Origin of the sequence: Cellulomonas sp. (assembly GCF_035634735.1) — a bacterium.
Taxonomy (GTDB): Bacteria; Actinomycetota; Actinomycetes; order Actinomycetales; family Cellulomonadaceae; genus Cellulomonas.
In genome coordinates this window covers 1-24,735 of sequence record NZ_DASQCJ010000194.1, presented here as the reverse complement: position 1 = coordinate 24,735, position 24,735 = coordinate 1, and the positions used below count along the sequence as shown (strand labels likewise).

Annotated in this window: 24 protein-coding genes and 1 riboswitch; of the genes, 11 read left to right on the top strand and 13 right to left on the bottom strand. The window is 77.2% G+C overall.

All coding sequences use genetic code 11. The features are described from left to right. Nucleotides 1-23: 23 nt before the first annotated feature. Nucleotides 24-1,163: a phosphoserine transaminase gene (gene serC / locus VER05_RS15920; protein WP_324846295.1), complete on the bottom strand. Its 1,140-nt coding sequence runs from the start codon at nt 1,161-1,163 to the stop codon at nt 24-26. 88 nt (nt 1,164-1,251) lie between these two features. Between serC and VER05_RS15915 the strand changes: the two genes are divergently transcribed. From VER05_RS15915 to VER05_RS15900, 4 genes are all read left to right on the top strand, one after another. Next, nucleotides 1,252-1,950, top strand: coding sequence for a metal-dependent transcriptional regulator (locus VER05_RS15915; RefSeq protein ID WP_324846294.1), 699 nt, complete (start codon nt 1,252-1,254; stop codon nt 1,948-1,950). A 227-nt stretch (nt 1,951-2,177) separates the two neighbouring features. Then, nucleotides 2,178-2,341, top strand: a riboswitch (cyclic di-AMP (ydaO/yuaA leader). Nucleotides 2,342-2,343: 2 nt separating this feature from the next. Next, on the top strand, nt 2,344-3,129 hold the full coding sequence (locus VER05_RS15910; RefSeq protein WP_324846293.1) for a C40 family peptidase: 786 nt from the start codon (nt 2,344-2,346) through the stop codon (nt 3,127-3,129). A 230-nt stretch (nt 3,130-3,359) separates the two neighbouring features. Beyond that, a complete protein-coding gene (locus VER05_RS15905; protein ID WP_324846292.1) occupies nt 3,360-3,869 on the top strand; it encodes an HNH endonuclease in 510 nt (169 codons plus the stop codon). Nucleotides 3,870-4,011: 142 nt separating this feature from the next. Continuing rightward, the gene (locus VER05_RS15900; protein ID WP_324846291.1) at nt 4,012-4,983 is read left to right on the top strand and encodes a universal stress protein; all 972 of its coding nucleotides are present in this window, start codon (nt 4,012-4,014) and stop codon (nt 4,981-4,983) included. A 22-nt stretch (nt 4,984-5,005) separates the two neighbouring features. On the opposite strand, the gene VER05_RS15895 is transcribed toward VER05_RS15900, so the two are convergent. Then, nucleotides 5,006-5,482, bottom strand: a complete 477-nt coding sequence (locus tag VER05_RS15895; protein WP_324846290.1) for an Lrp/AsnC family transcriptional regulator — start codon at nt 5,480-5,482, stop codon at nt 5,006-5,008. 445 nt (nt 5,483-5,927) lie between these two features. On the opposite strand from VER05_RS15895, the gene VER05_RS15890 reads away from it, so the two are divergent. Next, a complete protein-coding gene (locus VER05_RS15890; RefSeq protein WP_324846289.1) occupies nt 5,928-7,430 on the top strand; it encodes a CAP domain-containing protein in 1,503 nt (500 codons plus the stop codon). A gap of 117 nt (nt 7,431-7,547) precedes the next feature. Here the strand turns inward: VER05_RS15890 and rocD are convergent, their stop codons facing one another. The 3 genes from rocD to VER05_RS15875 all read right to left on the bottom strand — a co-directional run bounded on the left by rocD (nt 7,548) and on the right by VER05_RS15875 (nt 10,391). Then, on the bottom strand, nt 7,548-8,807 hold the full coding sequence (gene rocD / locus VER05_RS15885) for an ornithine--oxo-acid transaminase (protein WP_324846288.1): 1,260 nt from the start codon (nt 8,805-8,807) through the stop codon (nt 7,548-7,550). A gap of 57 nt (nt 8,808-8,864) precedes the next feature. Beyond that, a complete protein-coding gene (gene ddaH / locus VER05_RS15880) occupies nt 8,865-9,695 on the bottom strand; it encodes a dimethylargininase (protein ID WP_217617044.1) in 831 nt (276 codons plus the stop codon). Nucleotides 9,696-9,842: 147 nt separating this feature from the next. Beyond that, nucleotides 9,843-10,391 carry a hypothetical protein gene (locus VER05_RS15875; RefSeq protein WP_324846287.1) on the bottom strand — a complete coding sequence of 183 codons (549 nt, stop codon included), beginning with the start codon at nt 10,389-10,391 and terminating at the stop codon, nt 9,843-9,845. A gap of 191 nt (nt 10,392-10,582) precedes the next feature. Between VER05_RS15875 and VER05_RS15870 the strand changes: the two genes are divergently transcribed. Continuing rightward, on the top strand, nt 10,583-11,575 hold the full coding sequence (locus tag VER05_RS15870; RefSeq protein WP_324846286.1) for an aldo/keto reductase: 993 nt from the start codon (nt 10,583-10,585) through the stop codon (nt 11,573-11,575). A 123-nt stretch (nt 11,576-11,698) separates the two neighbouring features. Here VER05_RS15870 and VER05_RS15865 read toward each other — a convergent pair whose 3' ends face one another. Both VER05_RS15865 and VER05_RS15860 read right to left on the bottom strand, forming a co-directional pair. After that, complete coding sequence (locus tag VER05_RS15865) at nt 11,699-12,439, bottom strand: hypothetical protein (RefSeq protein WP_324846285.1); 741 nt, start codon at nt 12,437-12,439, stop codon at nt 11,699-11,701. Continuing rightward, nucleotides 12,439-12,918 (bottom strand): OsmC family protein, encoded by a 480-nt coding sequence (locus tag VER05_RS15860; RefSeq protein WP_324846284.1) that lies wholly within the window; start codon nt 12,916-12,918, stop codon nt 12,439-12,441. The genes VER05_RS15865 and VER05_RS15860 overlap by 1 nt, the downstream gene beginning before the upstream one ends. A 222-nt stretch (nt 12,919-13,140) precedes the next feature. Between VER05_RS15860 and VER05_RS15855 the strand changes: the two genes are divergently transcribed. The 3 genes from VER05_RS15855 to VER05_RS15845 all read left to right on the top strand — a co-directional run bounded on the left by VER05_RS15855 (nt 13,141) and on the right by VER05_RS15845 (nt 16,366). Further along, a complete protein-coding gene (locus VER05_RS15855) occupies nt 13,141-14,358 on the top strand; it encodes a sensor domain-containing phosphodiesterase (RefSeq protein ID WP_324846283.1) in 1,218 nt (405 codons plus the stop codon). 80 nt (nt 14,359-14,438) lie between these two features. Further along, a complete protein-coding gene (locus VER05_RS15850; protein WP_324846282.1) occupies nt 14,439-15,686 on the top strand; it encodes a sensor histidine kinase in 1,248 nt (415 codons plus the stop codon). Continuing rightward, nucleotides 15,674-16,366, top strand: coding sequence for a response regulator transcription factor (locus VER05_RS15845; protein WP_324846281.1), 693 nt, complete (start codon nt 15,674-15,676; stop codon nt 16,364-16,366). The genes VER05_RS15850 and VER05_RS15845 overlap by 13 nt, the downstream gene beginning before the upstream one ends. Before the next feature lie 138 nt (nt 16,367-16,504). Here VER05_RS15845 and VER05_RS15840 read toward each other — a convergent pair whose 3' ends face one another. The 3 genes from VER05_RS15840 to VER05_RS15830 form a co-directional block, all read right to left on the bottom strand. Beyond that, nucleotides 16,505-16,741 carry a hypothetical protein gene (locus VER05_RS15840; protein ID WP_324846280.1) on the bottom strand — a complete coding sequence of 79 codons (237 nt, stop codon included), beginning with the start codon at nt 16,739-16,741 and terminating at the stop codon, nt 16,505-16,507. Nucleotides 16,742-16,744: 3 nt separating this feature from the next. Then, nucleotides 16,745-17,422, bottom strand: a complete 678-nt coding sequence (locus VER05_RS15835; RefSeq protein ID WP_324846279.1) for a winged helix-turn-helix domain-containing protein — start codon at nt 17,420-17,422, stop codon at nt 16,745-16,747. Between the two features lie 87 nt (nt 17,423-17,509). Further along, on the bottom strand, nt 17,510-18,232 hold the full coding sequence (locus VER05_RS15830) for a DUF4352 domain-containing protein (RefSeq protein ID WP_324846278.1): 723 nt from the start codon (nt 18,230-18,232) through the stop codon (nt 17,510-17,512). A gap of 193 nt (nt 18,233-18,425) precedes the next feature. Here VER05_RS15830 and VER05_RS15825 point away from each other — a divergent pair, with 193 nt between their 5' ends. Both VER05_RS15825 and VER05_RS15820 read left to right on the top strand, forming a co-directional pair. After that, nucleotides 18,426-19,934 carry a sensor histidine kinase gene (locus tag VER05_RS15825; RefSeq protein ID WP_324846277.1) on the top strand — a complete coding sequence of 503 codons (1,509 nt, stop codon included), beginning with the start codon at nt 18,426-18,428 and terminating at the stop codon, nt 19,932-19,934. Continuing rightward, a complete protein-coding gene (locus tag VER05_RS15820) occupies nt 19,931-20,590 on the top strand; it encodes a response regulator transcription factor (protein WP_324846276.1) in 660 nt (219 codons plus the stop codon). The genes VER05_RS15825 and VER05_RS15820 overlap by 4 nt, the downstream gene beginning before the upstream one ends. Before the next feature lie 13 nt (nt 20,591-20,603). Here VER05_RS15820 and VER05_RS15815 read toward each other — a convergent pair whose 3' ends face one another. The 3 genes from VER05_RS15815 to VER05_RS15805 form a co-directional block, all read right to left on the bottom strand. Then, complete coding sequence (locus VER05_RS15815) at nt 20,604-22,448, bottom strand: Ig-like domain-containing protein (protein WP_324846275.1); 1,845 nt, start codon at nt 22,446-22,448, stop codon at nt 20,604-20,606. 169 nt (nt 22,449-22,617) lie between these two features. Then, nucleotides 22,618-23,985 carry a dipeptidase gene (locus tag VER05_RS15810; RefSeq protein WP_324846274.1) on the bottom strand — a complete coding sequence of 456 codons (1,368 nt, stop codon included), beginning with the start codon at nt 23,983-23,985 and terminating at the stop codon, nt 22,618-22,620. A 12-nt stretch (nt 23,986-23,997) separates the two neighbouring features. Further along, a partial coding sequence (locus tag VER05_RS15805) for a M24 family metallopeptidase (RefSeq protein WP_324846273.1) occupies nt 23,998-24,735 on the bottom strand: 738 nt, incomplete at its 5' end.

Below are 24,735 nucleotides of genomic sequence, written 5' to 3'. Positions count from 1 at the left end.
GGCGACGCGCGCCGCGGCCCGGGTCAGACCAGGCGGTCCACCACGTGGTCCAGGCAGGCCGTGAGCGCCAGCACGTCGTCCGGCTCGACCGCGGGGAACATCGCGACCCGCAGCTGGTTGCGCCCGAGCTTGCGGTACGGCTCGACGTCGACGATCCCGTGCGCCCGGAGGATCTTCGCGACGGTCGGCGCCTCGATCTCGGGCGACAGGTCGATCGTGCCGACGACGGGGGACCGCTGCCCGGGGTCCGCGACGAACGGCGAGGCCCAGTCCCGCGCCTCGGCCCAGCCGTACAGGTGGCCGGCGGAGGTGGCGGTGCGCTCGGCGCACCAGGCCAGGCCGCCGTTCGCGAGCATCCAGTCGACCTGCTCGGCCAGCATCACGAGCGTCGCGATCGCCGGGGTGTTGAGCGTCTGGTCGGCGCGGGAGTTCTGCACGGCCGTGGTGAGCGACAGGAACTCCGGCACCCAGCGGCCCGACGACTCGACCCGGGCGGCGCGCTCGACGGCGGCGGGGGACAGCACCGCGAGCCACAGGCCGCCGTCGGAGGCGAACGACTTCTGCGGCGCGAAGTAGTAGGCGTCGGTCTGCGCGACGTCGACCGCGAGCCCGCCGGCGCCGGAGGTGGCGTCCACGAGGACCAGCGCGCCCTGGTCGGCGGACCCGGGGACCCGGCGGACCGGGGCGACCGCGCCGGTCGACGTCTCGTTGTGCGGCCACGCGTAGGCGTCGACGCCGTCGGCGAGCGCCGGGACGGCCGACGTGCCGGGCGCGACCGAGGTCAGCACCGGGTCGTCGAGGAACGGCGCCCGTGCGGCCGCGGCGGCGAACTTCGACCCGAACTCGCCGAACACCGCGTGCGCGGACCGGCGCTCGACCAGGCAGAGCGTCGCGAGGTCCCAGAAGGCGGTGGACCCGCCGTTGCCCAGCGCGACCTCGTAGCCGTCGGGCAGCGCGAACAGCTCCCCGAGCCCGGCGCGCACCCGGCCGACGAGGTGCTTCACCGGCGGCTGGCGGTGCGACGTGCCCAGCAGGGAGCGGCCGGCGGCCGACAGCGCGCGCACCTGCGCGTCGCGCACCTTCGCGGGCCCGGAGCCGAACCGCCCGTCGGCGGGCAGCAGGTGGTCCGGGATGGTCACGGCGGGCGGCGTGGTCGCGGTCACGGCTCGCACGATACCCAGGCACGTCCGCGCGCGGCCGGAGCCGACTAGCCTGTGGACGGACGTCCGCGCACGACAGGAGGGCACCGGCGTGAGTGACCTGATCGACACGACCGAGATGTATCTGAAGACGATCTACGAGCTCACCGAGGAGGGCATCACCCCGCTGCGCGCCCGCATCGCCGAGCGCCTGGGGCACAGCGGCCCGACGGTGTCGCAGACCGTCGCCCGGATGGAGCGCGACGGGCTCCTGGTCGTGTCGGGGGACCGGCACCTCGAGCTGACCGAGACGGGGCAGGGCAAGGCCATGCGGGTGATGCGCAAGCACCGCCTGGCCGAGCGGCTGCTGACCGACGTCATCGGCCTGGACTGGGAGTACGTGCACGAGGAGGCGTGCCGCTGGGAGCACGTCATGAGCGAGCGCGTCGAGCGCCGCCTGGCGGGGCTGCTCGACCACCCGCACTTCGACCCGTACGGCAACCCGATCCCCGGGCTCGACGAGATCGGCGAGGAGCGCACCCCGGTGGGCTTCCTCGACGGCGTCGCCCCGGTCGTCACGGTGGCGGTCGAGGCCGGCGGGTCGACGAAGGGCGTCGTGGCGCGCCTCGGCGAGCCGATCCAGACCGACGTCGAGCTGCTCGCGCGGCTCTCCCGGGCCGGCGTCCGGCCGGGGAACGAGATCGCCGTCGAGAAGAACGGGAACACCGTGACGGTCGGCGCCCCCGGCGCGGAGACCGTCCTGGACCTGCCGCAGGAGGTCGCGCGGCACGTGTTCCTCCGCACCTCCTGACCGACGTCCCCGAGGGCCCCGCGGGCTGTGGCGCACGCCACCCGCGGGGCCCTCGTGCGTCGGTGACCTGCTGGGCCGTGTGAGCGTTCTCGCGGGCGGGGAAACAGCCCGTGACCGGAACGTGACAATCGGCTCGGGCGTCCGGTACGGTCGGTCCTGCTCATCGGAACCCTCCTCCGCTCGAGCCCTTGGACGGTAAGCCGAGCCCTGCCGCCGCCCGAGGTTCCGTACACACTTCGCCGGCAGGGGCGGGGGAACCACATGCGGGCACCGGAGACGGTGTCCTTGGGGTGAAGCCGCGTGACGCGACCGGGTGACCGGGAGCGGATCGCGGCCGGGTATCTCCGACCCGAACCCGACAGCTCACCTCGTAGGCGCCAGGAGAGGCTGTACGTGACCGCTAGTGCTGTGCGCGCTCGACACCGTTCCGCGCGTCGCCCCGTCACCCCCTTGACCGATCTCGCCACCGCCGCCACGGGCACCCTCGCCCTGGCCGGTCGCCGCACCGCCGTCGTCGCGGCCACCACGGGGCTCATGGTCTCCGCGGTCGCCGTCCCGGCCGCCAACGCCGCGACCGCCTCGGGCGACCAGGCCGCGCTGCCGTCGGTCGACACCGCCGCCCTGACGGCCTCGGCGAAGACGGTCCTCGAGACCGCGCCGGTCGTCACGGCCCCCGCGGACGCCGCGTGGTCCTTCGAGACCCCGGCCGTCACGGCCGTCGTCCCGGAGCCCGAGCCGGAGCCCGAGCCCGAGCCGGTCGTCTCCCGGTCGGCCGCCCGCGCCGCCACCGCCGAGACCGCCGCCGCCACGACCGAGGTCGCCGCCGCCGCGGTGCCGCAGTCGGTCGCCGGCAACGCCGTGCTCGAGGTCGCCGCCCGCTACGTGGGCGTCCCCTACGTCTCCGGCGGCACCACCCCGGACGGCTTCGACTGCTCCGGCTTCGTGTCGTACGTCTACGCGCAGCTCGGCATCTCCCTGCCGCGCACGTCGTCCGCGATCAAGGCGGCCGGCACCGTGATCTCCGCGTCCGAGGCCCAGCCCGGCGACCTGATCTGGAGCCCCGGCCACATCTCGATCTACGCCGGCGGCGACCAGCAGATCGACTCGCCCCGCCCGGGCAAGACGATCCAGTTCCGCAGCATCTGGCAGAGCAACCCGACGTTCATCCGCGTCGGCTGACCCCGCTCCGCAGCATCTCCTGACCGACCCCCACGGCCCGCGCGGCCGTGGGGGTCGCGTCGTCCCCGGGGTGCGCGGGGCGGGTCGCGGCGGGTCGCATCGGGTCCGGGACGTGACGTGCGGCACAGAGAATGGGGTCACTCCCGCCAGGTGCGCGTACCCTGCTCTTGCTTGCCTCCCCCAGCGGGCCCGCCAGCCAGGCGGGTCCCCGAGGACCCAGGAGTGACGCCGTGCTGCTGCTGCCCGCCCCACCCAGGACGCTGCTCCTGAACGCCAGCCTCGAGCCGCTGTGCGTCGTCGCGCTGCCCCGCGCGGTCACGCTCGTGATGTCCGGCAAGGCCACCGTGCTCGAGTCCGACGGCCGCGTGCTGCACTCCGAGCACGTCGTGGTGCCGCTGCCGGTCGTCCTCTCGCTCACCCGGTACGTGCACGTGCCGATGCGCCGCCCGCTGCCGCCGACCCGCCGGACGGTGCTGCAGCGCGACGACCACCGGTGCGCCTACTGCGGCTCGCACGCCGACACCGTCGACCACGTGCACCCGCGCTCCCGCGGCGGCCGGCACGAGTGGGGCAACGTCGTCGCGGCCTGCCGCCGGTGCAACCACCGCAAGGCCGACCACCTCCTGCATGAGATCGGCTGGGAGCTCGCCTGGACGCCGTCCGCCCCCCGGGGTGCGACGGCGTTCCTGCACGGGGCGGCGGTCGACGAGCCGGCCTGGTCGCCCTACCTCGCCGCCTGACGCGGCGCGCCGCGCCCCCCGCGTCGCCGCCCCGCGCCGCCCCAAGCGTCCGTCAAGTCCTCGCCACGCCGGGACCCGCGACGAGTGCGCAGCAGGCATGATCGGGGGCACACTGGGGTGTGCACCGAGGGAGGTCGTGGCGATGAAGCGGGACGCGGAGATCCTGGTCGGCGTGGACGGGTCGGCGGCGAGCATGCACGCCCTCGACTGGGCCGCGGCGGAGGCCCGGACGCGGGGCCGGACGCTGCACGTCGTGTGCTCGTACACGCTGCCGTCGTTCACGGCGGCGTCGCTGGACGGCGGGTACGCCGCCCTCGACGACACCGCCATCCAGCAGGGCGCGCGCGCCGTGCTGTCCGAGGCGCGCCAGCGCGCGCAGGCGCCCGGGCTCGAGGTGGTCACGACCGTCGCGACCGGCGACGCCGCGGCCGTGCTCGTCGAGATGTCGCGGGACGCGTCGCTGGCCGTCGTCGGCACCCGGGGCAAGGGCGGGTTCGCCGACCGGCTGCTGGGCACCGTGTCCTCCACCCTGCCCGCGCACGCCTACTGCCCGACCGTGGTGGTCCCGCTGCGCGACCAGCGGCGCGGCGGCGTCGTCCCGGCCGACGAGTCCACCCCCGTGGTGCGCCCGGTCCGCCGGATGATCGTCGGCGTCGACGGCAGCCCGCAGGCCGACCTCGCCCTGCGGCACGCGATCGACGAGGCCGAGGCCTGGGGCGCCGAGCTCACCGCGGTGGCCGGCGTGCCGGTCGGCAGCGGGTCCGGCGTCATGGCCTGGCTGCCCGCGACGATCGACCAGACCCAGGTGCTTGCCGACGTCACCGAGGGGCTGAACGTCGTCGTGGACCGCGCGCTGGCCGACCGGCCGGGCACCACCGTGAAGCGGGTGGTGCTGGACGGCACCGGCGCCGAGCTGCTGACCGAGTTCTCCACGGCGACCGACCTCATCGTCGTGGGGTCGCGCGGTCGCGGCGGGTTCACGGGGCTGCTGCTCGGGTCGACCAGCCAGGCCGTGCTGCACCACGCGGCGTGCCCGGTGATGGTCGTGACGAACCGGTGCCAGGAGCGGCTGGCCGCCGCGGGCGGCGGGTCGGCGGAGCAGGCCGCGGGCTGAGGCGCGGGCCCCCGGGCCCGGGTCAGGCCGGCGGCGGCGGGACGTCCGGGCGGCGCACGAGCGCCGACAGGACGATCGTCGACCGCGTGCGCGCGACGAACGGCTCGGCGGCGAGGCGCTCGACGACCTGCTCGAGGTGCCGCATGTCCCGGGCGCGCACCTGCACGACCAGGTCGACGTCGCCGGTGACCGTGCTCGCGGCGACGACCTCGGGGTAGCGCTCCACCGCCGCGCGCATCGTGGCGGGGCTGGTCGAGCCCTGGCAGAACAGCTCGATGAACGCCTCGGTCTCCCAGCCGAGCGCGGCCGGGTCGAGCAGCACGGTGAACCCGCGCACGACGCCGCGCTCGCGCAGCCGGTCGACGCGGCGCTTCACCGCGGGGGCGGACAGGGCGACGACGTGCCCGATGTCGGCGTAGGACGCGCGGGCGTCGACGGCGAGCTCGCGGAGGATCGCCTCGTCGATGGGGTCGAGGTCGCCGGGACGCGTGGGGGGCACGGGCCCATCCTCGCGCACCCGGGGCCGTGGGCGGGTGCGGGCCCGGGGGCGGTTCGGTCGGGGGTGACCGGTCGGGGCCGGTCGGCCGGGGGTGGTCGGCGGGGCTGGTCGGCCGGTCGGGATCTCGAGTGGAAGGTTGTGACGGACACGCCGGCGGCGTGTTCGTCACGGCGTTCCACCGTCGGGGTCGCCGGAGGGGGCGTCGGGGCGCGGGGCGGTGCGGGCGGGTCGCGCGGCGGGCGGGCCGCGCTGCGGGCCGTCGGGGCAGACGGGTGACGACCAGCCGGGTGGCGGCGTCACCCGTGCGGGGGACCCGGATCGGCTGACCTGCGGGTTCACCGGGGGCCCGGGGTGAACGCGCCGACCATGCGTTCAGCCGCCCCCGGTGCGGGTCGATGGGTGCGGTGACAGGGGGCCCAGCGACCGCAGCGAGGAGGGACCCGGCATGCCGGTGACCGGCCGACACCCGGACCCCACGACGCCGAGCAGCACGACGTCGCCGTCTGACGGACCCGGCGCCGCGCCGACGGCGGACGGACCCGGCGCGACGCCGCTGCCGCGCGACGAGGGCGCGCGTCGCGACGCCGCGCCCGGGACGATCCCGACGCAGCGCACGGGCGCGGTGCGGGGCGCGACGCCGGCCGCTGCGGCGCCGGGGTCCGCACCGGCCGCGACGGCCCTGCTCGACGCACCCGACGCGCCCGCCGCACCCGCCGCACCCGCCGCACCCGACGCGCTCGCCGCGCCCGGCTCGCCCGCGCCCGCCGCCGTGCTCGACGCCCCTGCGCCCGCCGTGCTCGACGCACCGCCCACGCCCGCCGCCACGGCCCTGCTCGACGCCCCCGCCGCGCCCGCCCCGGCCCCCGAGCCGCTCGCCCCCGCCACCCCCGCGACCCCGTCGCCGCGCCGGCCCCGCCGCGGCCGCCGCGGCGCAGGCCGCCGCGACCCCGACCGCCCCCGCCGCCCCCGCACCGGCCGCGCCCGCGCCGCGGGCGTCGTCGTGCTGTGCACCGCCCTCGTCGGCGCGGTCGCCGCCGGCGTCGTCGTCCAGCTGCGAGCCGACGCCCGGGCCACCGCCTGGGCGCACGCGCAGGAGCGGGTCGCCGCCGAGTACGCGGCGCAGCTCGCGGACGAGGCGTTCGCCGCCGACGCCCGCGCCGCCGTGGCCGCGGCCCGGTACGACGCGCTCGTCGCCGGCGCGGTGCGGGACGCCGGCGCCGTCGTGACCGCCGCCCGCAGTGCGGCCGCGGCCTCCCCGCACGCCGGCGACGCCGCCCTCGCCGCCCTGACCACCGCCGCCGACGCCGCGCAGCGGGCCGCCGAGGGCACCGGGGCCGGGGTCAGCCCCGTCGCGCTCCGGACCGCCGCCGCCGCGGTCGCCGCCCCGCAGCAGGCCGCCGTCGACGCCGAGGCCGCCTGGCAGGCCGCGGAGGCCGCCCGGATCGCCGCCGAGCGCGCCGCCGCGGAGCAGGCCGCCGCGGAGGCCGCCCAGCGGGCCGCCGCCCAGCGCTCCGCGTCGCCGCGGACCTCGACGGGTGCCCGGTCGAACCGCGCCGCCGCGCCCGCCGCCGGCGGGGGAGCCGCGCCCGCGGCCGCCGCCCCGGCCGCCGCCGCGTGGGCCGCCGGCGTCTCGTCCTACGGCGTCGGCGGGCTCGGCTCGGCGCTGAACGCCGCACGGGCCGCGAACGGGCTGCCCGCGCTGTCGGTGTCGGGCTCGTCGTCCCTGGCCGACCACGCCGCCGCGATGGCCGCCGCGGGCAGCATCTGGCACTCCGGCAGCGACCACATCGTCGGCTGGGTGCAGCCCGTGAGCGACAGCCAGATGATCGCGGCCTACATGAACTCGCCGGGCCACCGCGCGTGGATCCTCAAGGCGGACAAGTCGTCGGTGTCGATCGGGGCCGTGACGATCAACGGCCGGCTCTACACCGCGATGCGGTTCTCCTGACCGCCGGTCGCGCGCTCCAGCAGCGGGGCGCGCGCCGGGACGCGCCGGGGCCGGCCGGGGGAGCGATCCCGCGGCCGGCCCCGGTCGTCCCGCACCCACCGCCGGGCGCCCGAGGCCTCAGCGCAGCGCCTGCGTCAGCCGGTCGAGCGCCAGGTCCAGGTCGTCGGCCTCGACCACGAGCGGCGGGGCCAGCCGGATCGTCGACCCGTGGGTGTCCTTGGCCAGGACGCCGAGCCGCAGCAGCCGCTCGCACAGCTCCCGCCCGGTCATCCGGCCCGGGTCCACGTCGAGCCCGGCCCACAGCCCGACGCCCCGGCTGCCGACGAGCAGCCCCGTGTCGACCAGCGTCGCCAGCCGCTCGTGCAGGTGGGCGCCGAGGGCGCGCGCCCGCTCCTGGAACAGCCCGGGCAGCAGCAGGTCGACCACCGCGATCCCGACCGCGCACGCGAGCGGGTTGCCGCCGAACGTGGACCCGTGGGTGCCGGCGGTCAGCACGCCGAGCACGTCCGGGCGCCCGACCACGGCGGACACCGGCAGCACGCCGCCGCCGAGCGCCTTGCCCAGCGTCACGAGATCGGCGCGCACGCCCCAGAGCTCGAGCGCGAACGTCGTGCCGGTGCGGCCGAGCCCCGACTGGATCTCGTCGGCGATCAGCAGCACGTCCGCCTCGTCGCAGATCGACCGCACCGCGGGCCAGTACCCCGCCGGCGGCACCACGACGCCCTGCTCGCCCTGGATCGGCTCGAGCAGCACCGCGACCGTCGTCTCGTCGACCGCGGACCGCAGCGCCTCGGCGTCGCCGAACGGCACCACCCGGAAGCCGGGCGTGTGCGGGGCGAAGCCGTCGCGCGCCTCGGGGTCGGTGGAGAACGACACGATGGTCGTCGTCCGGCCGTGGAAGTTGCCGGCCGCCACGACGATCGTCGCGCGCTCGGGCGCCACGCCGCGGACGTCGTAGCCCCACTTCCGCGCGGCCTTGATCGCGGTCTCGACGGCCTCGGCGCCGGTGTTCATCGGCAGCACCATCGGCTGCGGCCCGGGCGCGCCGCCGTCTGCGGCCCCGGCCCCCGCCACGACCGGCCGCGCCAGCTCGGACAGCGCCTCGGCGAACGGGTAGAGCAGGTCGTGGTCGAACGCCCGGGACGACAGGGTCAGCCGGTCCAGCTGCGCCTTCGCCGCCCCGATCAGCGCGGGGTGCCGGTGCCCGAAGTTGAGCGCCGAGTACCCGGCGAGCATGTCGAGGTACGTGCGGCCGTCGGTGTCCCGGACCCAGGCGCCCTCGCCGGTCGTCAGCGTGACGGGCAGCGGGTGGTAGTTCGGCGCGAGCGGGCCCGCGGCGGCGCCCTCGGCGTTCCGGCTGGGGATCGTGGCGGTCATGGGGTCACCTTCCGGGCCGGGGCGGTGCCGGCCGGGACGCCCCGGCCGGCCGAGGGGTCAGCGTGCGGGGCGGATCTCCAGCGTGCAGCACTTGGCCCCGCCGCCGCCCTTGAGCAGCTCGCTGGTGTCGACGGGGATCGGGCGGAAGCCGCGGTCGGTCAGCTGGGCGGCCAGGGCGGTGGCGCCGGGGGCGACGACCACGTTCAGGCCGTCGCTGACCGCGTTCAGCCCGAGGCACGCGGCGTCGGCCTCGGAGGCGATCACGGCGTCCGGGTAGCGGCGCTCGAGCTCGGCGCGCGACGCGTCGGAGAACGCCGGCGGGTAGTAGGCGACCTGCTCGCGGCCGGCGGTCGAGTCGAGCACGGCCAGCGCGGTGTCCAGGTGGTAGTAGTGCGCGTCGACCAGCTCCAGCGTGACGACCTCGCGGCCGGTGACCCGCGCGAGCTCGTCGTGCGAGGAGCGGTCGGTGCGGAAGCCGGTGCCGGCCAGCAGCACGTCGCCGACGCCGAGGATGTCGCCCTCGCCCTCGTTGACCTGCTCGGCGGTGTGCGTGACGTAGCCGTGGTCGGCGAACCACTTCTCGTACGCCGGGCCCTCGGGCTGACGCTCCGGGTAGCGGAACTTCGCGGAGTAGACGAGGCCGTCGACGATCGTCGCGCCGTTGGCGGCGTAGACCATGTCCGGCAGGCCCGGGATCGGGTCGATCGTCTCGACCGTGTGGCCGAGGGACTCGAAGGTGTCCTTGAGCACGGTCCACTGCTGCACCGCGAGCCCCGCGTCCGTGTACCGCGTCGAGTCCATCCACGGGTTGATCTCGTAGGAGACCGTGTAGAACGTCGGCTCGCACATCAGGTAGTGGCGGCGGGTCTGCTGCGGGGTCGCGGGCATGGTGCTCCTCGAGGTGTCCGGGGACGGCGTGGTCGGACGTCGGGCCGCCTCGTCGGGGCGCGTCCGGGCAAGCCTACGATCCGCCCGCGCGACGCATCATGGCGCGACGTTGCGCGGGCCCCACCGGTTCGTTGCGCGATCAGCCGCTCAGGCGGCGGTTCGTTGCGTGCCGTCCTGGGCCTCGTGCACGGCGCGGTCCAGCACGAGCCGCAGCATCGCGTCCAGCAGCAGCGCGCCGAGCCAGCGCGTCGCACCCGGCGGCAGCCCGCGCAGGTGCACGGACTCGCTCCAGGTGACGCGGGCCGACGACCCGACCGACTCCACCTCGATCCGCGCCGTGCCGAGCAGGACCGGGCCGAGCTTCTGGAACACGGCCACGCCGGGGACCGCACCGAGCGGCCGCTCGTAGCGCTCGATCCGCATCCGGTCCACCAGGCCCGGGCCGCCGCGGCGCGCGGTCGGGCCGCTCACCGCGAGGATCTGGTCGCCGACCTCGGGGGACGTGCGGCCGGGCCAGCGCTCCCAGCCGGGGCCCGCGGCGTCCTCGGTCGGCCGGGCGAGGTCGACGCGGGTGAGCGGGACCCACCGGGTGTGGTGCCGGGCGTCGGCCACGAGGTCCCAGGCGCGCTCGGCGTCCAGGGGCAGCACACGGGACGCGCGCGCCCACAGCGTGCGGTCCCGGTCTCGCGTGATCATCGTCGCCTCGTCCCCGGTCGGTGCGTCGCGGACGGGGTGGGGCCGCTCGCCCCGCGTCGACCCCGGGCGCGTCCCGTCATCTTCCCCTCTGTCATCGTCAGGCGTCTCGGCGAACTGCGGCCCCGCCGGTCGCTGCTAGGTGCAGGCACCCAGGCGCGCCCGGGTGAAAGGCGCGGGGTAGCCTCGGGGCCGTGCAGACGAGGACGCTGGGCAGGACAGGACGGGACGTCTCCGTGGTGGGGCTGGGCTGCTGGCAGCTCGGTGCCGACTGGGGCGAGGTGGCCGAGGACGACGCGCTGGCGGTGCTGGGCGCCGCGGCCGACGCGGGGGTGACGTTCTTCGACACCGCGGACGTCTACGGCGACGGCCGGAGCGAGACGCTGATCGGGCGGTTCCTGCGGGAGCGCCCCGCCGGCGCCGAGCGGATCACGGTCGCCACCAAGATGGGCCGGCGCGCCGACCCGCACGTCGCCGAGGCGTACGCCCTCGACGCGTTCCGGGCGTGGACCGACCGGTCGCGGTCGAACCTGGGCGTCGACACGCTCGACCTGGTGCAGCTGCACTGCCCGCCGAGCGCGGTGCTCGACCGGGACGCGACGTACGACGCGCTGGACACCCTGGTCGACGAGGGCCGGGTCGCCGCCTACGGCGTGTCCGTCGAGACCGTCGACGAGGCGCTGGCGGCGATCGCCCGCCCGCACGTCGCGACGATCCAGATCATCCTCAACGCGTTCCGCCGCAAGCCGCTCGAGCGCGTGCTGCCCGCGGCCGCCGAGGCCGGCGTCGGCATCATCGCGCGGGTGCCGCTCGCGTCCGGGCTGCTGTCCGGCAAGTACGACGAGCACACCGAGTTCGCCGCGTCCGACCACCGGTCGTTCAACCGGCACGGCGAGGCGTTCGACGTCGGCGAGACGTTCTCGGGCGTGCCGTTCGAGGTCGGTGTCGCCGCGGCCCGCGAGGTCGCCGCGCTGACCCCGGCCGGCGCGACGACGGCCCAGCTGGCGCTGCGGTGGATCGTGGACCAGCCGGGCGTGTCGACGGTGATCCCGGGCGCGCGCAACGCCGAGCAGGCCCGCGCCAACGCGGACGCCGCCCGGATCCCGGCCCTGGACGACTGGACGCTGGACCGGTTCCGCGCGATCTACGACGAGCGCATCCGGACCCACGTCCACGACCGCTGGTAGACCCCGCGGGCCGCTGACCCGCGCACCGTCGCCGAGATGGCAACTCTCGGCTGTGCGCGGGCGCCGTTCGACAGCCGAGAGTTGCCATCTCGGCGGGCCTGGCCCCGGGGCAGGGGGCGCGGGTCAGCGGCGCCCGAGGCGCTTGCGTGGCTGCTCGATCAGGCGCGGGGCGCCCTCCGTGGCCTCGACCACCAGGACGCTGTCGCTCCAGCGGTCCGGCGGCGGGCCGAACGCCTTGCGCGCGCCCTGGATGACCGTGCGCCCCAGGGCCCGGCCGCCGGTGATGCCGATGACCGCGCCGATGCCGAACGGCACCATCCGGCCGAGCGCCAGGCCGCCCTGCCGCGCGAGCTGCTTGCGGAACAGCTGCCGGGTGAGCCGGGCGTTGACCCGCCGGATCGTCCCGGTGGGCATCCGGGTCAGCAGCGCCCGGGCGACGTTGAGCCCGCGCAGGCCGGTCAGCTCGCCCACGTCGGTGACCGCCCGCGCCCCGGACTCGCCGAGGATCGTGGCGAGCAGCAGCGCGCGGCGGCGCTCGGCGTCCTCGACGTCGATCCCGTGCACGCTCGCCACGGCCAGCGAGAACGCCGCGGACGCCCCGAAGAACGTCGCGACGTCGCCGACGGTGAGCGCCATCGCGACGCCGGTGCCGACGGCGGGCGCCGCCGCGGCCGCGCCGACCGCGCCGCCGGTGCCCTGCACGACGAGCAGGTACTCGCGCTCCAGCAGGCCGATGATCTCCGCGGGCGTGCCCTCGGGGTTGCGGCGCCGGACCGAGTCGACGTGGGCGTGGATCGTGGCGGACGGGATCGTTACGGCCCGGTCCAGGGCCGCGTCGACCAGGGGGGTCCGGCGCAGCGCCATCACTCGCCCGTGATCTCGAGGTCGACGGTCGCCCCGGCCTTGAGCGTGTTGCCGACGGTGCAGTGCTGCTCGACGGCGCGGTGCACCACGCGCAGCAGCCGCTCCTTGGTGGCCTCGTCGAGCCCGGACAGGTCGACGACCATCCGCTCCTGCAGCGCGGGGTACCGGTCCTCGGGCCTGTAGTTGTCCCCGCTGACCTCGACCGTGACCTCGACGTCGTCGCCGAGCCGGTGGCTCAGCGCGGTGTCGGCGGACATGCCGGAGCAGCCGGCGAGCGCGACCTTCAGCAGCTCGCCCGGGGTGAAGACGGCGCCGGCCTCGACCGGGCCCATCAGGACCTCGGCGCCGCGCTCGTTGCGCCCGGTGTAGGTGCGGGTGCCGGTGCGCTCGACCCAGAGCCGGGACGGCGGGGCGGCGGGGGAGGCAGGGGGGACGGGCACGTCGGTCGCCGGCGCGAGCCCGGTGTTCGGGGACTCCATGGGCCGATCCTGTCACGCGGCCCGTCCGTCGGCAGCGGGGATCAGCCGAGGGCGGACGCGGCGGCGGCGCGCGCCCGCCGGCGCGCCCGGGGGCGCTCGCCCGGACGGGTGGTCCGCGCCGCGTCCCCCGGGCAGCGGTCGCGGCGCGGGACGCGCTCACTAGGCTGGCGGACGTCGTGCGGGGTCCAGCGGCGGGCCCGGCGGATGCGAGCGGGGGGCCGCATGAGCGTGGACGAGGACCGGGACGTGGCGCCGACGGCACAGGGACCCGCCGACCCCGACGTGCAGCAGATCCTCGACCGCGTGCGCGAGCACCTCGGCATGGACATCGCGTTCCTCTCCGGCCTGACGACCTCGGCCGAGGTGGTCCTCGCCACCAGCACCGAGACCGGGCCGATGCAGATGGCGGTCGGCGACGTCCGCGACCTGGACGACACCTACTGCGTGCGGGTGCTGGCCGGGCTGCTCCCGCCCGTGCTGCCGGACGCCCGCCGGCACCCGGTCGCCCGCGAGCTCGCCGCGACCGCGGACCTCGGCATCGGCGCCTACCTCGGCGCACCGCTGCGCGGCCCGGACGGCCGGCCCGTCGGCATGCTCTGCTGCCTGGCGCGCGGCGCGAACCCGCTGCTCGACGAGGACGCGCTGCGGGTGCTCGGGCTCGCGGCGGCGCTGGTCGAGGACCGGATGGGCGCGTTCGGGCTGCCGCACCGGCCCGCCGTGTCCGAGCGGGTGCGGTGGATCCGGTCGGTGCTGGCGGAGCGCGCGGTGCGGACCGTGTTCCAGCCCGTGGTGCACCTGGGCACCGGCGAGGTCGTCGCGGTCGAGGCGCTGTCCCGGTTCGACCCCGCGCGGTTCCCCACGCCCGTCCACGCGTTCGCCGCCGCCGCGGCCGCCGGGGAGGCCGTCGAGCTGGAGCTGCTGGCCGCCGAGTGCGCGCTCGCCCGGCTCGACGCGCTGCCCCCGGGCGTGCGGATGTCGATCAACCTGTCGGCCGAGGCGCTCGCGGACCCGCGCACGGCCGACCTGCTGCTCGCGCACGGCCCGGCCGCCGCCGTCGAGGTCACCGAGCACACGCCGGTGCACGACTACGAGGCGCTGACCGCGGTGACGAACCGGCTGCGCGCCGCGGGGCACCAGGTCGCGGTCGACGACGCCGGGGCGGGGTTCGCCAGCCTGCGGCACGTGCTGCAGCTCCGGCCGACCGCCATCAAGCTCGACCTCGCGCTGGTGCGGGGCTGCGACCTGGACCCGGTGCGCCGCGCGCTGATCCGGGCGGTCGCGGACTTCGCGCGCGGCATCGACTCCTGGCTGGTCGCCGAGGGCGTGGAGACGGAGCACGAGCGGGCGACGCTGCGCGAGCTGGGGGTCGACTACGGGCAGGGCTACCTGCTCGGGCGGCCGGCGCCGCTGGCCGACGCGCTGCGCGGCGGCGGGGGCTGACCCGCCTCCGCCGTGGGGTGGAGGCGGTCCAGCCCGACGGCCGATCCGGCGGGGACGCGGGCCGCCCTACGCTCGACCGCATGCCCCCTCCCGACCCCGCCGCCGCGCTGGCGCCGCCGCGCCTCGGCCCGTGGTCCCGGACCTGGCGCTACCTCGTGGCGGTCGGCGCCGGCCTGGTGATCTGGCTGTTCGTCGCCTCCGACGTCACCGGGGCGCCGGTCGCCGACGAGGACGTGGCCGGCGCGCTGGTGCTGCTGGACCTCGTGCTCGGGCTCGTCGCCGTCGGGCTGCTCCCGCTGCGGCGCCGGCGCCCGCTGCTGACCGCGGTCCTCATCGCGGCGCTGACCTCGGTGTCGTCGTTCGCGGTCGGCGCCGGCATGCTCGCGCTGGTCTCGCTCGCCACCCGCCGGCGATGGCGCGAGGTCGCGGTCGCCGGTGCGGTGTGGGCGGTCGCCACGGTGGCGTACGAGCTCACCTACCAGGGCACCTCGGCGTCGGAGGACCTGGGGGTGCCGCTGCTGCTGCTCGCCATCGGCCTCAGCCTGCTGTTCCTCGGGCTGCTCGTCGCCACCGGGTTCTACATCGGCGCCCGCCGGGAGCTGCTGCAGACCCTGCGGCTGCGCGCGGAGGCCGCCGAGCGGGCCCAGGAGTCGCGGGCCGCGGAGGCGCGGCAGGCGGAGCGCACCCGGATCGCCCGCGAGATGCACGACGTGCTGGCGCACCGGATCTCCCTGGTCGCCATGCAGGCCGGCGGCCTCGCCTACCGGGAGGACCTGACCCGCGCGCAGATCACCGCGTCCGCCGAGACGATCCGGGACAGCGCGCACCGGGCGCTGGGCGAGCTCCGCGAGGTGCTGGGCGTGCTCCGGGCCGACGACGACGCGGTGGTGCCCACCGAGCGCGAGGCCCCGCAGCCGACGCTCGCCGAGCTGCCGGCCCTGCTCGCCGACGCCGACGAGGCCGGCACCGCCGCGCGGCTGGACCTGTCCGGGCTGCCCGGCGGCGACCGGTCGGCACTCGCGGCCCTGCCCGAGACCGCGTCCCGCACGGCGTTCCGGGTCCTGCAGGAGGCGCTGACCAACGCGCGCAAGCACGCGCCGGGCCAGGAGGTCCGGGTGCGGCTGGCCGGCGCCCCCGGGGAGCGGCTGCTGGTCGAGGCGCGGAACGCCGTGCCGGTCGGGGCGGCCGCCGGGTCGCCCGCGCCCGGCGCCGGCCTCGGGCTGATCGGCGCCGCCGAGCGCGCCGAGCTGCTGGGCGGGTCGCTCGAGCACGGGCTCGGGCCGGACGGGCGGTTCGCCGTGAGAGTGTGGCTGCCGTGGCCGAGCTGACCCCGACCCCCGCCGGCGCCCCCGACGAGGCCGTGCGCGTGGTGGTCGTCGACGACGACGCGCTGGTCCGCGCGAGCCTGCGGATGATCCTCGGGGGCGACCCGCGCCTCGAGGTGGTGGCGGAGTGCGCCGACGGCGCCGAGGCCGTGACCGTGGTGCAGCGGCTGCGCCCGGACGTCGTGCTGATGGACGTCCGGATGCCGCGGGTCGACGGGCTGACGGCGCTGCGCTCGCTCGCCGCCGCCGGGTCGACCGCCCGGGTCATCGTGCTGACGACGTTCGACGCCGACGAGCTCGTGCTGCGGGCCCTGCGCGAGGGCGCCGCCGGGTTCCTCCTGAAGGACACGCCGCCGGCGCAGCTCGTGGACGGGATCCACCGGGTGGCGGCGGGGGAGCCGATCCTGTCGCCGACCGTCACCGCCCAGCTCATCGCGTCCGTGGCGAAGCCCGAGGACGCCGAGCGGCGGGCGGACGCGCTCGGGGCGCTCGAGGTGCTGACCCCCCGGGAGCGGGACGTGGCGGTCGCCGTGGCCGAGGGGCTGTCGAACCAGGAGATCGCGGAGCGGCTGTTCCTCGGCCTGGCGACGGTGAAGACGCACGTGGCGCACCTGTTCGCGAAGCTCGGGGTGGCGAACCGGGTGCAGATCGCGCGCCTGGTGCACGACGCCGGCCTGGGCTGACCCCGGGGCGCCGGCGTCGGTGCTGCATCGAGTGCACAAGGAACGGGTCGAGTGCCTATCCGCGGGATAGGCGCTCGACCCGTTCGGTGTCCACTCGCGGGAGGGACGCCGCGCCGGCGGACGCTGCGCCCCGCGGCGTCAGACGCCGATGCCGGCGCGGACCGCCAGCGCGCGGTCCACCGCGGCCTCGCGGTCGGCGAGCGCCCGCGCGGTCGACCGGGCACGGTCGGCGGCCCGCGGGTCGCGAGCGCCCGGCCCCGGCACCGCCCGCGCGACGGCGGCCGCCGCGGCCCGGTGCCGGCGCACCGACAGGTACGGGAGGCGGAGCGGCACCGCGCGGGTGCCGTAGCTGACGTCGAAGGTCACCGTGGTCATGGCTCAGTCCTCCTGCTGCGGTGCGGGCGGGGCGGCCTCGGCGGTGGGCTCGAAGGCCATGTCGGGGTTGATCGCGGTGAACAGCCGCATCATGCGGGCGCCACCGGGTCGGATCGCGGGGTCGACGGTGCGGCCGTCGAATCGCTTCATGAGCTCGTGCAGGCCCTCGATCAGCTCGACCGTCTCCTCCGGGGTGGCCCAGAACGCCGACGTGGTGAGCTGGGTCAGCGGGATGAGCCCGGGGTCGACGACGCCGTCGTGGTCGACGTGCCGCAGGTGGTCGATGTACCGCTCGGCCTCGCGGCGGACCGAGATCTCGCCCAGCTCGAGGACCGCGCGCCGGGACGCCGGGTCGAGCGGGTCGGGCGTGATGTTGCGCTCGCGGGCGACGACGCGCCACGGGCGCTCGCGGCCCCGGGGCTCGGCAGGCTCGATGTAGCCGGCCTTGGCGAGCGTCCGGAGGTGGAACGAGCAGTTGGCGACGGTCTGGCCGAGGTGCGCGGCACAGTCCGTCGCGGTGGCCTCGCCGACGTCGTCGAGGAACGACAGCAGGTCCATCCGCACCGGGTGGGCGAGGGCCCGGACCCGGGTCGGGTCGGTGACCCGCAGGGTGTCGGGCCGGGTGCCGGGGGCCGGGGCGGCTCCGTCGGCGGCTGCGGCGTCGTGCTCGGCGGTGGTCATGGGGGCAACGCTAGACGCGCAACGGTTCTTTCGCAAGACCTGTTGCGAAAGAACCGTTGCGCGTGACGACGGGCGTGGCGGCGGGGGTCAGCCGACCGCCACCTCGACGCCGCCCGAGAACAGCGAGTCGTGCAGCTCGAGCCGCGTCAGCGCCGCGTCGGCCGGCACGTCGAACACCACGGTGCCGGTGACGGTGTTGCCCGGGTTGATCTGGTTCAGGAGCGTGTCGTTGCCCTCGAGGTAGACCCCGGCCGCGCTGTCCGCCGAGAACTCCCGCCCCTGGGCGTCGAACGCCTTCTGCGCGCCGTCCGAGAAGTACTGCGCCTCGGTGCCGATGTTGGCGACGGTCAGGTGCACCAGCACGTACTGGCCCTGCGCCTCCGTGCCGATCAGGTCGTTGCCGACGCGGGCGACGCCGGGCTCGACGGACGTGACGGTGAACTCGAACTTGCCGTCGCGGACCGGGGTGCCGAGGCCGGCGGCGGCGGGGGCCTCGGCGGCGGGCTCCGCCGCGGGCTCCTCGGCCGGTGCGGGCTGCTCGCCGGCGGCACCGCCCGCGCCGTCGGCCGGCGCCTCGGCCATGGTCGGCGCGGCCTCGGGGGCGTCCGGCTCGTCCGAGCCGCCCCCGGTGGCCACGCCGACGACCACGACGAGGACCACGAGCGCCCCGAGCGTCGTGAGCACCTTGTGCCGGGCGAACCACGACCGCGTCGGCTGCGGTGCGGGCGGTCCGGGCACCGGGCCGGGGTACGCGCCGGCCGGCGGGGTGCCCGGGTAGGGCTGGGCGGGCGGCGGGGGGACCTGCGACATGGCGTGCTCCTCGGGGTGCGGCGGGGCGGGCGCCGGTCGTGGCGCCCTGACGAGCCAGAACGATGCCGAGCGGCCGGGGTCCGGGTCGTCCGCCGTGCGGTCAGGACCGGGGTGCCCGATCGGGCACGTCGCGGCGCGCCGGACTGCCCGAACGGCCGACGAGGAGCGGTCCGCTCGTCCGTACGCTGGCGCCATGTCCTTCCCCTCCGCGCCGGGTCCGGCGACGCCGCCGCCGGCGCGGGGCCCGGTGCCGCCGCCCGGCGCGCGCGGCCCGGTCGTCCCGGTGCCGCCCTCCGGAGCCGCCCCGCCGCGGGCCGCCGCCCCGCCGCACGGCGGCCCGTCCCCGTACCGCCCCGGCTACGGCCCGCACCCCGCGCACGGGGCCCGGCCCGTGGTCGGCCGGGGCGGTCCCGCGCCGTACGGCCGCCCGGCCCCGCCCCCGCGCCCGCCGCGGGTGCGCCGCCCGTGGTGGTCCTCCGCCGGCACGGTGGGCGCGGTGGCGCTCGCGGCGTTCGCGGCGCTGTCGGCGATGTCCTTCGCGTCGAACGCCCGCGGCACCGGCGCCACGGCCGTCGACGCGCTCGCGCTGGTCGTCGGTCTCACCGGGGCCGGCTTCCTGGTCGCGCGCCGCCGGTGGGCGGTGCCGATCGTGCTGGCGAGCAGCGTCGCGACGCTCCTGCTCCCGCTCGACTCGGTGACGGCCCTGATCGCGCTGCCGTGGGTGTTCGCCGCCGCGTCCCGGCGGATCGCGTGGGCGTGCACGGTCGTGGTCGCCGGGGCGACGGCGGTCGCGCTGTGGCGGGACGCGTCCCGGCCGCCGCCGCACATGATCCTGTCGCTGACCGACCAGGCGACCGGCGAGGTGCTGGTGGCGTCGCCGGTCGCCCTCGTCGTCCTCGGTGTGTCGTGCGTCGGCGCCGCGGTGGCGGCGGGGCTGGTGCGCGCGTCCCGGGCGCAGACCGCGCGCGCGGTCGCCGACACCGAGGCGCAGGCCGCCCGCGCGGACACGCTGCACGACCGGATGACCCGCCAGGAGGAGCGCGAGCTCATCGCGCGCGAGGTGCACGACACGGTGGCCCATCACATCTCGCTGATCTCGCTGCAGGCGTCGGCGCTCGAGGTGCAGCGCGGCGCCGACGAGCAGCAGGTCCGCGCCGCCGCGCAGCAGGTGCGGTCGTCGGCGCAGCAGGCGATCGCGGAGATGCGCGGCCTCATCTCGACGCTGCGCGCCGGCGACGACGCGCTCGCGCCCGGGGCGGCGGGTGCGACGCTGGACGACCTGGCGGGCCTGCTCGACGGCGCCCGCCGGCAGGGGCGGTGGGTGACGAGCACGGTGTTCGTCAGCGACGCCCGGGACGCGTCGCCGGCGCTGACCCGCGCGACGTTCCGGATCGTGCAGGAGGCGCTGACGAACGCGCTCAAGCACGCCCCGGGGCGCCCGGTCGAGGTGTCGGTGCGCGCGTCGGCCGGCTCGGGCGTCGACGTGCGCGTCCTGAACCCGCTGGTGCCGGGCGTGCCGCCGGCGGTCGACGGCACCGGGTCCGGCCTGGTCGGGATGCGCGAGCGGGCGGCGCTGGTCGGCGGCACGGTCGAGGTCCGGGTCGAGCAGGGCTGGCACGTGCTGGAGGCCCACCTGCCCTGGTCCTCGGACGGCGGGGACGGCCCTGCGGGCGGCGGCGAGGTCGTACCCTCGTCCGTGTGATCCGGGTCCTGGTCGTCGACGACGACGCCATGGTGCGCACCCTGCTGACCAGCATCCTCACCGCGCAGGACCTCCACGTCGTCGGTCACGCCACCGACGGCGACGAGGTGGTGGCGGCGGTGCAGGCCCACCGGCCGGACGTCGTCCTGATGGACCTGCACATGCCGCGCGTCCCGGGGCTCGACGCCATCGCCGCGCTCGGCGCCCTGCCGGAGCCGCCGGGCGTCATCGCCCTGACCTCGTTCGGCACCGACGACACGGTCCTGGCCGCGGTCCGCGCGGGCGCCTCGGGCTTCCTGGCCAAGGACGCCGACCCCGGGGCGATCGCGGACGCCGTGCGCCGGGTCGCGGCCGGCGACGGCGCGCTCGACCACGCGGCCGCCGGCAGCCTGACCCGGCACGTCGCCGGCGACCCGGACCGCGGCCGGCGCGACGCGGCCCGGCGCCAGCTCGCGGTGCTCACCGAGGCCGAGCTCGAGGTCGCGGCCTACGTGCCCGCCGGCCTGTCGAACGACGCGATCGGCGAGCTGACCTACCGCTCGGGCTCGACCGTGAAGGCGCACCTCAGCCGGGCGATGGCGAAGCTCGGGGTGGCGAACCGGTCGCAGCTCGCGGTGATCGTGGACCGCGCGGGCCTGGAGCCGGGCGCGTCCTGAGCCTGCCGCCGCGCTACGCCCGCCCGCGGCGCGCCCGTGCGGCGCCCCGCGCACCGACCCCGGCGGCGCCCGCGAGCAGCAGCCCCGCCGCGAGGACCAGGGCCGGCCCGGCCTCGGACCCCGTGCGGGGCAGCGTCGCCGACGGGGTCGACGGCGCGGCGGCGACGGGAGCAGCGGCGGGCACCGCGACCGGCGCGACGACGACCGGGACCCCGGGCACCACGCCCCCGGGCGCCGCGGGCGCCTCGACCGCGAACGGCACCGACAGCGCCGCCGCGACCCCGGCGTTGCCGGCCAGGTCCGTGACCCCCGCCAGCGCCAGGCGGATCGTCGCCGCGCCGACCCGGGCGCCGGCGTCCGGCGTGTACGTCGCGGTCCAGGTCAGGCCGCCGTCGGCGGTCGCCAGGCCGGACAGCGTGCCCGCCTCGGCGACCAGGTCGGTCAGCGCGAGGGACGCCACGGGCTCGGAGAACGTGATCGTCAGCGTCGTCGGACCGGTGACGCGGGCCGCCGCGAGCGCGAGCGTCGCCGTCGGTCGGACGGTGTCCACGGCGTACGTGCCCGAGGTGGCGGTGCCCACGCCGGCGTTGCCGTCGACGTTGCGCACCTGCGCGAGGTCGAGCGTGACCACCGCGGGGCCGGACTCGGTGCCGGCCGCGGGCGTCAGGGTGCCGGTCCAGGTGACCCCGCCGTCGGACGAGGTCAGCCCGGGCACGGAGGCGCCGGGGGTGCTGAGGGCCCGCCACAGGCCGACGGTGACCGGCTCGGAGAACGTCAGGGTGAGGACGGCGTCGACGCCGGTGGTCAGGACCGGCTCGGAGACGGCGACGGTCGCGGTCGGGCGAACGGTGCTGACCTGCAGCGACACGGGGACGGTGGTCCCGGCTCCGACGTTGCCGGCCCCGTCGGCGACCGTCGACAGGTCGAGGACGAGGTCGGCGGTGCGGCGCGAGTCCGGGTCGGGGGTGAACGTCGCCGTCCAGGTCCGGCCGCCGTCGGCCGAGGTCGGCGTCGTGAGGGTGCCGCCGCCCGCGGCGAGCGCCAGCCCCGGGGCGCCCCCGCCCGCCCCGGACACGGGCTCGGAGAACGTGAGGGTCACCGTGGCGGTCTCGCCGGCGCGCACGACCGCGCGGTCGGCGGTGACGACCCCGGTCGGACGCAGGGTGTCGACCGCGTAGGCGGGCGATCCGGCGCTCCCCGCGCCGACGTTGCCCGCGAGGTCCTGGACGCCGGTCAGGTCGAGCGTCACCACGGCCCCGGGGGCCTCGGTGTCGACGGCGGGGGTGAGCGTCGCGGTCCAGGTGAGGCCGCCGTCGGAGCTGGAGAGGCCGGACACGGTGCCGGCGCCGACCGTGAGGTCCGCGGTGTCGACGCCGATGACCGCCTCGGAGAACGCCAGGGTGACGGTCGACGTGGTCCCGGCGCGGAGCCGCGGCTGGGAGACGGCGACGGTGGCGGTGGGCCGCTCCGTGTCGACGGAGAACGTGTTCGACGCGGTCGTACCGGTCCCCGGGGTGCCGTCGGCCCACGCCACCACCCCGGCGTTGTCGAGCACGAGCCGGGCCGCGTAGTCCGTGATCCCGGGATCGGGGGTGAACACCGCGGTCCACTCCCGGCCGCCGTCCGAGGTCATCGGCTCGGAGAGCGCGCCGGCGGTCGCCGTGACGTCCGCCGCGGTGAGGCCCGTGACCGCCTCGGAGAACGTGAACGTCACCAACGACGTGCCGCCGATCGCGATCCACGGCTCCCGGACCGTGATCGTGGCGGTCGGCGCCGCGGCCGCGGCGGGCGAGGCGGCGAGGACGGGCGCGGCCGCGAGGGCGAGCGCGAGGGTCACGGCGGCGGGGGTGCGGCGCATGCGGCGGGTCCCGTTCGGGGTCGTCGCAGGCCGCGGGGTCCGACCCGGGCGGGTCGCGGCGGCGTGCGGGAGTGCGGTCACGGTACTGCCGCCGGTGCCCCCGTGAGCAGAGGCGTCCCCCTATCGGACGCAGGCGGCCCGCGCCAGGGACCTCGGTCGCGTCCCGCGATCAGCCCCGCCCCGCGTACCGCTGCAGGAACAGCGCCTCCGCCGTCGCCAGCCGCTCGATCTCCGCCGGGTCGACGCTCTCGTTCGGCGCGTGGATCAGCGCCTGCGGCTCCTCGACCCCCATCAGCAGGATCTCGGCCTCGGGGTAGGTCTCCGCGAACACGGTGCACAGCGGGATCGACCCGCCCTGCCCGAGCAGCACCATCTCCCGCCCGAACGCCTCCGTCATCGCCGACCGCATCGCCCCGTAGGCCGGCCCGTCGGTCGCGGCCCGGAACGGCGACCCGGTCGCCTCGACGTCGACCGCCACCTCGACGCCCCACGGCGCCGCGCCGGTGACGTGCGCGGTGAGCGCCGCCAGGGCGTCGGCCGGCGCGGTCCCCGGCGGGATGCGCAGGTTCAGCCGGGCCGCGGTGCGCGGCACGATCGCCGCCGTCGACCCCACCACCGGCGGGCAGTCGATCCCGAGCACGGTCAGCGCGGGCCGGGCCCAGAGCATGTCCGAGACGGTCCCGGAGCCGAGCAGCGCCTCGCCCTCGCGGACCTGCGCGTCGGCCCGGAAGATGTCGGGGTCGTAGGGCGCGCCCTCCCAGGCCTGCGCGTGGTCGAGCCCGCGCACCGTGGTGTCGCCCTCGGCGGACCGCAGGGACGCGAGGATCGCGACCAGCGCCGCCAGCGCGTCCGGCGCGGGCCCGCCGAACATGCCGGAGTGCAGCTCGGTCGGCAGCGCGTCGACCCGCACCACCACGTTGACCATGCCGCGCAGGCTGACCGTCACGGCGGGCACCCCGACGGCGGCGTTCCCGGTGTCGCAGACCAGCACGGCGTCGGCGCGCAGCAGGTCGGCGTTCTTCGGCACGAAGTCCTCGAGCCCGCCCGTGCCCTGCTCCTCGGAGCCCTCGACCACCAGCCGCAGGTTCACCGGCACGTCGTCGCCGAGCGCCCGCAGCGCGGCCAGGTGCATGAGGATGTTGCCCTTGCAGTCCGCGGCGCCACGGCCGTACCAGCGCCCGTCGACCTCGGTCAGCTCGAACGGCGGCGTCCGCCAGGCCGCGTCGTCCAGCGGCGGCTGCACGTCGTAGTGCGCGTACAGCAGCACCGTCGGCGCGCCCGGGTCCGCCGCGGGCCGCGAGCCGACCACCGCGTCACTGCCGTCGGCGGTGCGGTGCAGGGCGACGTCGGCGAACCCGACCTCGCGGAACGCGTCCGCCACCCACCGCGCCGCCTCCGCGCACGCCTCGGGCGGGAACTGCCGCGGGTCGGCGACCGAGGGGATCGCCACCAGCGCGGCGAGCTCCTCCCGGACGCGCGGCATCTGCCCGGCCACCCGCTCGGCGACCCGCCCGGCCACCCGCTCGCTCAGGTCCACGACGTGCTCCCCTCAGCCCACGACGCGCAGCTCGCGCGTCGTCGTGTTCAGCCGCCGCACCCCGTCGGCGGTGACGGTCACGATGTCCTCGATCCGCACCCCGAACCGGCCCGGCAGGTACACCCCGGGCTCGACCGAGAAGCACATCCCCGGGACGAGCGGCAGCTCCTCGCCCTCGACCAGGTACGGCGGCTCGTGCGTCGTGACCCCGATGCCGTGCCCGGTGCGGTGGATGAACCGCTCCCCGTACCCGGCGTCGTCGATCACGGCGCGCGCCGCCCGGTCGACCTCCTGGCACGCGACCCCCGGCCGCACCGCGTCGACCCCGGCCTGTTGCGCGAGCCGCACCAGCTCGTGCACCTCGCGGACCTCCGCGGAGGGCTCGCCGACGCTCACGGTCCGGCTGGTGTCCGAGCCGTAGCCGGCGAGCAGCCCGCCGAAGTCCAGCACCACGCAGTCGCCCTCCTCGATGACCCGCGACCCGGCCTCGTGGTGCGGGTTCGCCCCGTTGGGCCCGCAGCCGACGACCGTGAAGTCGACCTGCTCGTGCCCGTGCTGCCGCAGCAGGTCGGCGAGGTCGGCGGCGACGTCCGTCTCCCGGCGGCCCGCGAACCGCACGTGCACGATCTCCTCGTAGGTGGCGTCCGCGGCGGCCCCGGCGGCGGCGAGGCGCGCGAGCTCGTCGTCGTCCTTGACCGCGCGCAGCATGGGCAGCCGGTCGGTGACGGCGTGGAACCCGGTGCCGGGCAG

Bases quoted from the DNA above. Each gene is read 5' to 3' on its own strand.
- VER05_RS15900 (WP_324846291.1), top strand. From the start codon at position 4,012: ATGAAGCGGGACGCGGAGATCCTGGTCGGCGTGGACGGGTCGGCGGCG.
- VER05_RS15890 (WP_324846289.1), top strand. From the start codon at position 5,928: ATGCCGGTGACCGGCCGACACCCGGACCCCACGACGCCGAGCAGCACG.
- rocD (WP_324846288.1), bottom strand. From the start codon at position 8,807: ATGACCGCCACGATCCCCAGCCGGAACGCCGAGGGCGCCGCCGCGGGC.
- ddaH (WP_217617044.1), bottom strand. From the start codon at position 9,695: ATGCCCGCGACCCCGCAGCAGACCCGCCGCCACTACCTGATGTGCGAG.
- VER05_RS15875 (WP_324846287.1), bottom strand. From the start codon at position 10,391: ATGATCACGCGAGACCGGGACCGCACGCTGTGGGCGCGCGCGTCCCGT.
- VER05_RS15865 (WP_324846285.1), bottom strand. From the start codon at position 12,439: ATGGCGCTGCGCCGGACCCCCCTGGTCGACGCGGCCCTGGACCGGGCC.
- VER05_RS15860 (WP_324846284.1), bottom strand. From the start codon at position 12,918: ATGGAGTCCCCGAACACCGGGCTCGCGCCGGCGACCGACGTGCCCGTC.
- VER05_RS15855 (WP_324846283.1), top strand. From the start codon at position 13,141: ATGAGCGTGGACGAGGACCGGGACGTGGCGCCGACGGCACAGGGACCC.
- VER05_RS15850 (WP_324846282.1), top strand. From the start codon at position 14,439: ATGCCCCCTCCCGACCCCGCCGCCGCGCTGGCGCCGCCGCGCCTCGGC.
- VER05_RS15840 (WP_324846280.1), bottom strand. From the start codon at position 16,741: ATGACCACGGTGACCTTCGACGTCAGCTACGGCACCCGCGCGGTGCCG.
- VER05_RS15835 (WP_324846279.1), bottom strand. From the start codon at position 17,422: ATGACCACCGCCGAGCACGACGCCGCAGCCGCCGACGGAGCCGCCCCG.
- VER05_RS15830 (WP_324846278.1), bottom strand. From the start codon at position 18,232: ATGTCGCAGGTCCCCCCGCCGCCCGCCCAGCCCTACCCGGGCACCCCG.
- VER05_RS15825 (WP_324846277.1), top strand. From the start codon at position 18,426: ATGTCCTTCCCCTCCGCGCCGGGTCCGGCGACGCCGCCGCCGGCGCGG.
- VER05_RS15815 (WP_324846275.1), bottom strand. From the start codon at position 22,448: ATGCGCCGCACCCCCGCCGCCGTGACCCTCGCGCTCGCCCTCGCGGCC.